This window comes from Dietzia sp. DQ11-44, assembly GCF_014145205.1.
GTDB lineage: Bacteria > Actinomycetota > Actinomycetes > Mycobacteriales > Mycobacteriaceae > Dietzia > Dietzia natronolimnaea.
In genome coordinates this window covers 1-6,676 of sequence record NZ_JAALEC010000286.1, presented here as the reverse complement: position 1 = coordinate 6,676, position 6,676 = coordinate 1, and the positions used below count along the sequence as shown (strand labels likewise).

Here is a 6,676-nt window from a genome sequence, read left to right as displayed (position 1 = left end):
CAGGCCCGAGCCGAACAGGACGCCTGGGACGTCCAGCAGGCCCGCAACCCCGAGCCGGACACCGCGGACGGCGACCTGCTGTCCGAGCCCACCTACTGGGCCCGCCGTGCCGCCCGCCACCGCGCAGAACGCGCCCGGGCCGACCGCTCCGGCCCCGATCGCGCGAATCCTGATGGCACCAGGCCTCCCATCGGTCGCTGGTGGGATCGCAACAAACCGGTGGTCGGCCGTGCCGAGGAGCAGGTTCACCAGCTCCTCGACGAGATCCTCCACCCGCCACCGTTCTGAGCTCGCACAACCCGGTGGCGTGCGTCATACATTGACCGACATCGATGGATTGCCTAGGGTTGGGCGCATGAGCACCCAGGTATCGGCGACCGCCGGCCCCCCTTCCCCCGCCGATCCCGACGCCCCGGTCGCCGCGCGGATGTCCTTCCTCGACCGTTACCTGGCCGTGTGGATCCTCGCGGCCATGGCTCTCGGGCTCCTGCTCGGGCGTCTGGTGCCCGGTATCGCCGAGGCGCTGGAGGCGGTCGAGGTCGGAGGAGTCTCGGTCCCCATCGCGGTCGGTCTGCTGGTGATGATGTACCCCGTCCTGGCCAAGGTCCGCTACGACGAGACGCGTCGCGTCACCGGGGACCGCAGGCTTCTCCTGCTGTCCCTCGCACTGAACTGGCTGGTCGGTCCCGCGCTGATGTTCACGCTGGCCTGGCTGATGCTGCCGGACCTCCCCGAGTACCGTACCGGCCTGATCGTGGTCGGCCTGGCCCGCTGCATCGCGATGGTGTTCATCTGGAACGACCTCGCATGCGGCGACCGGGAGGCTGCGGCGGTGCTCGTCGCGATCAACTCGGTGTTCCAGGTGATCGCGTTCGCGGGCCTGGGATGGTTCTACCTCCAGGTCCTCCCGGGCTGGCTGGGGCTGGAGACCACCACCGCCGGGTTCTCGGTATGGGCGATCGCGCTGAGTGTCCTCGTGTTCCTCGGTATCCCGCTGCTGGCCGGGTTCCTCACCCGGCACTTCGGCGAGAAGGCCAAGGGGCGGCAGTGGTACGAGGAGTCCTTCCTGCCCAAGATCGGTCCGTGGGCGCTGTACGGCCTGCTGTTCACCATCGTCGTGCTCTTCGCGTTCCAGGGCGACACCATCATCGGACGGCCTCTCGACGTGGCGCGGATCGCGCTGCCCCTGCTGGCCTACTTCATCCTCATGTTCGGCGGGAGCCTGCTCGCCGCCCGTGCTTCAGGCCTGAACTACGCCAAGTCCACCGCGGTCGCCTTCACCGCCGCGGGCAACAACTTCGAACTCGCGATCGCCGTGAGCATCGGCACCTGGGGAGTGGCGTCCGGCCAGGCGTTGGCAGGGGTGGTCGGGCCGCTCATCGAGGTGCCCGTGCTCATCGCGCTCGTGTACGTGAGCCTGTGGGCGGGCAAGCGTCTGTTCAAGGGTGACCCGACGGTCCCGAACGCGATCCACCAGGACATGTCGGCCTCCGGCCGCTCGCCTGAGCATGGTGCTCGATGACGCACCACGCTCCGGCGCGCCCCACGGTCCTGTTCGTGTGCAAGTCCAATCGTGGCAAGTCCCAGATGGCGGAGGCGCTGCTGCGTCACGCGGCGGGGGACGCGGTGGAGGTCCACTCGGCCGGTACGCGACCCGCGCTGGGGCAGTCCCCCAACGCAGAGGCCGTGGTCGCGCTCGCCGAGCTCGGCGCCGACATGTCGGGCGGCACCGCGGCGGCGGTGGATCACGACATCATGCGCCGCGCGGACCGCGTCGTCGTACTCGGGACGGCCGCACGGCTCGAGCCCGTCGACGGGATGCGCTCGGCCATCGACGTCTGGGAGACCGATGAACCGAGCGAGCGGGGAATCGAGGGTGCGGAGCGGATGGCACTGATCCGCGACGACATCGACGCCCGCGTGAGACGGCTGTGGGCCGAGCTGTCCGAACAGGGGACAGGTCACGCCGACTGACCGCCCCCCCCCGGACCTCACGGTTAACCGGTGTAGCGTTCCGGCTCCTCGCCGAAGGTGAAGCCGCGGCCCGAGATCTGCTCCGGTGTGATCTCCACGAAGTTGTACTTGAGCGTGGGGATCCACGGCTTGAGGTCGAGTTCCTCGGCGCGGTTGATCTCAGCGAAGCTGTCGAGCCGTCGCGCTTCGCCCCGGACGACCACCGACCACGCCTCCTCGTCCTGGATGTGGTCGACCTGGAAGACCACGTCGGGGTGAACGGTGAGGCCGGCGAGCTTGCTGCCCTCCGCCGTGCGGAAGAAGATCCTGCCCTCCGTCGACAGCGCGTAGTTGACGGGGAAGATGTCGGCCCGCCCGCCCGAGACGGTGATCAGACGGCCGAGCGACTCGGTCGCCAGCAACTCGAGTGAGCGGCCCTCGTCGAATTCGGTGATCGGGTTGTGGTCCATGAAAATATTCTCCCAGGCTCCGGCCCGGTAAGGAAGACCATCGCGACCACGGACGGGGCCGCACCGGGTGACAGACGTCACTGCACGGCGGTCACCTGCGGACTCGCCCGGCAATCGGGTAACGATCCGGCGAAGGTAGATGCGGCAACCGGTCCACGTCATTACGGTGGTGAGTACCTATGAACCCAGGAGAACGAGAAGCACCCCGTAACCCTGATTCGTCCGACGCGGTTTTCCGCCCGCCCACGGCGGCAGATGGAAATCGCATGTGGGAGATCGCCCGCGACAGCGGAGTACTCGACCTGAACTCCTCCTATGCCTACGTGTTGTGGGGAGCGGAATTCTCCGAGAGTTCGGTGGTCGTCGAGGTCGAGGGCCGCGTGGTCGGCTTCGTCACCGGATTCCTGCGCCCCTCGGAGCCGGACACGATCTTCGTCTGGCAGGTGGGCGTCGACGCGGACCAGCGCGGTAAGGGTCTGGCCGCACGGTTGCTCCACAACCTCATGGACCGGCTCGCCGAGCGCGGCGTGGTCCGCCTGCGCACCACCATCAGCCCGGACAACGAGGCGTCCCAGCGCACTTTCGGCGCCGTCGCGCGCGATCGGGGCATGACGTTGTCCAGCGAGGACTACCTCGGCGCCGAACTGCTCGGCGACGGGCACGAACCCGAAGATCTCTACACGATTTCCTAACAGGGCGCCCGGACGCATCCGTCCGCCGCCGCCGCCCGACACCATTGTTGATGGAGTGATCACCACCATGACCGAAGCCACGCACGACGCCAATCTGGACACCTCGATCTTCTCCGACCGCGAATCCGAGGTCCGCAGCTATTCCCGCAACTGGCCGGTGGTGTTCGACACCGCGAAGGGTGCGAAGCTCACGACCGTCGACGGGGACGACTACCTGGACTTCTTCGGTGGCGCCGGCGCGCTGAACTACGGCCACAACGACGACGACATGAAGAGCGCGCTGCTCGAGTACATCCAGCGCGACGGCGTCACCCACTCGCTCGACAAGTACACCGTCGCCAAGCGCGCCTTCCTCGAGACCTTCACCTCGACGATCCTCGAGCCACGGGGGTTGGACTACAAGGTGATGTTCCCCGGGCCGACCGGGACGAACGCCGTCGAGTCGGCGCTCAAGCTGGCCCGCAAGGTCACCGGCCGCGAGGCCATCATCAACTTCACCAACTCGTTCCACGGCATGACCCTCGGGTCGCTGTCCGTCACGGGTAACTCCATGAAGCGCGCCGGTGCCGGGATCCCGTTGGTCCACGCCACGCCGATGCCGTACGACAACTACTTCGGCGGCGTGACCGAGGACTTCCAGTGGATGGAGCGCGTGCTGGTCGACTCCGGTTCGGGCATGAACCGCCCGGCGGCCGTGATCGTCGAGTGCGTCCAGGGCGAGGGCGGTATCAACGCGGCACGCGCCGAGTGGCTGAAGGCCCTCGACGAGCTGTGCAAGCGACACGAGATCCTGCTCATCGTCGACGACGTCCAGATGGGCTGCGGCCGCACCGGCGAGTTCTTCTCGTTCGAGTTCGCCGGCATCAAGCCGGACATCGTCACCCTGTCCAAGTCGATCGGCGGCTACGGCCTGCCGCTGGCGATCACCCTGTTCAACCGCGAGCTCGACGAGTGGACCCCGGGCGAGCACAACGGGACGTTCCGCGGCAACAACATGGCGTTCGTCACCGCCGAGGTGGCGCTGCGGAAGTACTGGTCGGACGACAAGCTGCAGAACCGCACGCTCGAGAACGGCCGGATCCTCCGCGAGCGCTTCTCCCCGCTGGTCTACAAGTACGAGGGCAAGCTCGAGCTCCGCGGCCGCGGCATGGCCTTCGGTATCGCCTTCCTGGAGAAGCCGGAGCTGGCCGCAGAGGTCATGGCCCGCTGCTTCGACAACAAGATGCTGGTCGAGACCGCCGGCCCGAGCGACGAGGTCGTCAAGTTCCTCGCCCCGCTCATCCTGACCGACGAGGAGCGCGACCGCGGAATCGAGATCTGCTACGAGGCCGTCGACCACGTCCTCGCCCAGCAGTACCTCTGAGCCCGCCCGGACCACCACACCTTCCCCGAGGAGGCACCACATGATCGTTCGCACCACCGCAGAGATCACCGACACCGACCGCCACATCAAGGGCAACAACGGCAACTGGGAGTCCAAGCGCATCGTCCTGGCCGACGACCGGGTGGGGTTCTCGTTCCACGAGACCACCATCGCCGCCGGAACGACCAACGACTTCCACTACGCCAACCACATCGAGGCCGTCTGGTTGACCCGGGGCAAGGGCACGTTGCGGGACCTCACGAACGACAAGGAGTACCCGCTCGAGGCGGGTTCGATGTACCTGCTCGACGGTCACGAGAAGCATCAGGTCATCGTGGAGGAGGAGATGCAGATGCTCTGCGTCTTCAACCCCCCGGTCGTCGGCGACGAGAACCACGACGAGAACGGCATCTACCCGCTCCTGCGCCTGCAGGACGACGGATCGGTCGTGCGCGAGAAGTAGGCCCCACACGCACCACCCGCGCCCTCCCCGGCCGGACCCGCTCCACCCGGAGCGGTGTCGACCGGGGAGTCGTGCGTGGGGGGTCGCGCGTCGGTTTCGGTCCGTTCCGGTCGCACACCCGGCCGGGCGGGAGGGCACACTGGTCGGGTGTCCACGATCGTGTTCCTCCACGCCCACCCCGACGACGAGACCTCGCAGACCGCCGGGATGATGGCCCTCGCCTCGCGCGGTGGTCACCGCGTCGTCACGGTCTTCGCCACCGACGGCGACCACGGCCAGCGACCCGACCACCTCGGGCCCGACGGCGACCTGGTCGACCACCGGCGCGGTGAGGCCCGGGCCGCGGCAGCGGTACTGGGTGTCGCCCGGATCGACTGGCTGGGGTACCGGGACTCGGGGATGACCGGTTGGGCCCAGAACGACGATCCGCTGAGCCTGCACGGCGCCGACACCGACGAGGCGGCCGGGCGACTCGCCCGGATCCTCGACAGAGAGGATGCCGACGTCCTGGTGGGGTACGACCACCACGGGAACTACGGGCACCCGGATCACCTGGCCGTCCACCGCATCGCCCGCCGCGCGGTGGAGTCGGCGGCCCGTCGCCCGCGGTTGTTGGAGGCCACGACCAATCAGGACGCCCAGCTTGAGATGCTCGACAGCCCCGAGGCGGCGGAGTTCCTGGCGGCGTTCGCGTCCGGCGGCATGGACGTGGAGGAACTGCGCCGGATGATCCTCACCGGGGACGACGGGCTGCCGGTCGGGGTCCCGCAGTCGGAGATCGCGTGGGCGATCGACCTGCCCGCGGACGTCGTGGAGCTCAAGCGTCGCGCCATGGAGTGCCACGCCAGCCAGACCAGCGACATCGGCATGATGCTGGCCCTGCCGGAGAACGTCTACGCGGCGACGTTCGGGACCGAGTACCTCATCGAGCCGGGGTCCGACCAGTCGATGCGCCGCGGGTGGCCGTTCGACTGAATCGGCCGATCCGACCAGTCCCGATCCGACCCGCCCCGATCCGACCAGCCCCGCCCCGATCCGGCCTTCAGGGCATGTCGAGCGCGCGGACCCAGTCGCCGTGGCCGTGCGCCGTGGCCAGGGGTCGCCCGTTGACGGCGACGACGAAGATGCCCTTGTGGCGCCGGATCGGTTCCGGGACCTGCTCGGCGACGTCGGGCAGGAGGGTCACCCCCTCCACGGAGATCCACACCGCGCCCGCGTCCCGGCAGAGATCGGTGACCCGGCGGACGAACTCGGCGCGGGCCTGGGGCTCGAGGTACCCGAGCACCGCGGTGTGGAACACCACCGGCGTGGACCCCGCGGGGCACGCGGCCACGGAGTCCTCCAGCTTCTCCACCAGGTCCCCCGTGATGATCCGAGGCGGGTCGGCGGCGGCGATGTCGAGCGCGGCGTCCAGGCGGGGCACGCGCTCGGACTGCTGTCCGGGCCAGATCAGGCTGCGCAGCCAGGCACGCGAGTCCGCGTGGGCGGGGTCGATAGGGGCCAGGTCGACCCCGCCACGGTGGACGACGTCGGGCAGGGACCGCGGGCGGGGGACGCCGTCGCGCAGGGCGCAGTCGAGGACCGGTGTGCCGGCGGCCGGGGCGGCCGTATCCGATCCCGCCGGTCGCAGCTCGTGGGTGGAGCCGCCGTCGAGCGCGTACCGGTAGGCGTACCGGTCCGGGTAGAGGCACAGGCCGGCGGAGGCTCCCATCTCCACGAGCGAGAGCGGGCCCGG

At 69.0% G+C, this 6,676-nt stretch carries 8 protein-coding genes and 1 pseudogene; 7 read left to right on the top strand and 2 right to left on the bottom strand.

Translation table 11 applies throughout. From position 1 onward, the window contains the following. The 3 genes and pseudogenes from G6018_RS07970 to G6018_RS07960 all read left to right on the top strand — a co-directional run. Positions 1 to 288: pseudogene (locus G6018_RS07970) on the top strand (HNH endonuclease); the annotation flags it as partial. A gap of 139 nt (positions 289 to 427) precedes the next feature. Then, positions 428 to 1,522, top strand: a complete 1,095-nt coding sequence (gene arsB / locus G6018_RS07965; protein ID WP_241731091.1) for an ACR3 family arsenite efflux transporter — start codon at positions 428 to 430, stop codon at positions 1,520 to 1,522. Then, positions 1,519 to 1,974 carry a low molecular weight phosphatase family protein gene (locus G6018_RS07960; protein WP_182610111.1) on the top strand — a complete coding sequence of 152 codons (456 nt, stop codon included), beginning with the start codon at positions 1,519 to 1,521 and terminating at the stop codon, positions 1,972 to 1,974. Before arsB ends, G6018_RS07960 begins: the two co-directional genes overlap by 4 nt. A gap of 23 nt (positions 1,975 to 1,997) precedes the next feature. Here the strand turns inward: G6018_RS07960 and G6018_RS07955 are convergent, their stop codons facing one another. Next, positions 1,998 to 2,423 (bottom strand): pyridoxamine 5'-phosphate oxidase family protein, encoded by a 426-nt coding sequence (locus G6018_RS07955; protein WP_179523623.1) that lies wholly within the window; start codon positions 2,421 to 2,423, stop codon positions 1,998 to 2,000. A gap of 179 nt (positions 2,424 to 2,602) precedes the next feature. Between G6018_RS07955 and ectA the strand changes: the two genes are divergently transcribed. From ectA to G6018_RS07935, 4 genes are all read left to right on the top strand, one after another. Then, the gene (gene ectA / locus G6018_RS07950; protein ID WP_179523622.1) at positions 2,603 to 3,115 is read left to right on the top strand and encodes a diaminobutyrate acetyltransferase; all 513 of its coding nucleotides are present in this window, start codon (positions 2,603 to 2,605) and stop codon (positions 3,113 to 3,115) included. Positions 3,116 to 3,182: 67 nt separating this feature from the next. Then, positions 3,183 to 4,478 carry a diaminobutyrate--2-oxoglutarate transaminase gene (ectB, locus tag G6018_RS07945; RefSeq protein ID WP_179523621.1) on the top strand — a complete coding sequence of 432 codons (1,296 nt, stop codon included), beginning with the start codon at positions 3,183 to 3,185 and terminating at the stop codon, positions 4,476 to 4,478. 40 nt (positions 4,479 to 4,518) lie between these two features. Then, the gene (locus tag G6018_RS07940; RefSeq protein ID WP_179523620.1) at positions 4,519 to 4,941 is read left to right on the top strand and encodes an ectoine synthase; all 423 of its coding nucleotides are present in this window, start codon (positions 4,519 to 4,521) and stop codon (positions 4,939 to 4,941) included. Between the two features lie 147 nt (positions 4,942 to 5,088). Then, the gene (locus G6018_RS07935) at positions 5,089 to 5,916 is read left to right on the top strand and encodes a PIG-L family deacetylase (protein ID WP_182639330.1); all 828 of its coding nucleotides are present in this window, start codon (positions 5,089 to 5,091) and stop codon (positions 5,914 to 5,916) included. A gap of 67 nt (positions 5,917 to 5,983) precedes the next feature. Here G6018_RS07935 and G6018_RS07930 read toward each other — a convergent pair. Continuing rightward, positions 5,984 to 6,676 (bottom strand): DUF2332 family protein (locus G6018_RS07930; protein WP_182639329.1); only part of this gene is annotated, 693 nt, incomplete at its 5' end.

Coding starts and splice junctions, on each gene's coding strand:
- G6018_RS07960 (WP_182610111.1), top strand. CDS start 1,519: ATGACGCACCACGCTCCGGCGCGCCCCACGGTCCTGTTCGTGTGCAAG.
- ectA (WP_179523622.1), top strand. CDS start 2,603: ATGAACCCAGGAGAACGAGAAGCACCCCGTAACCCTGATTCGTCCGAC.
- arsB (WP_241731091.1), top strand. CDS start 428: ATGTCCTTCCTCGACCGTTACCTGGCCGTGTGGATCCTCGCGGCCATG.
- G6018_RS07955 (WP_179523623.1), bottom strand. CDS start 2,423: ATGGACCACAACCCGATCACCGAATTCGACGAGGGCCGCTCACTCGAG.
- ectB (WP_179523621.1), top strand. CDS start 3,183: ATGACCGAAGCCACGCACGACGCCAATCTGGACACCTCGATCTTCTCC.
- G6018_RS07940 (WP_179523620.1), top strand. CDS start 4,519: ATGATCGTTCGCACCACCGCAGAGATCACCGACACCGACCGCCACATC.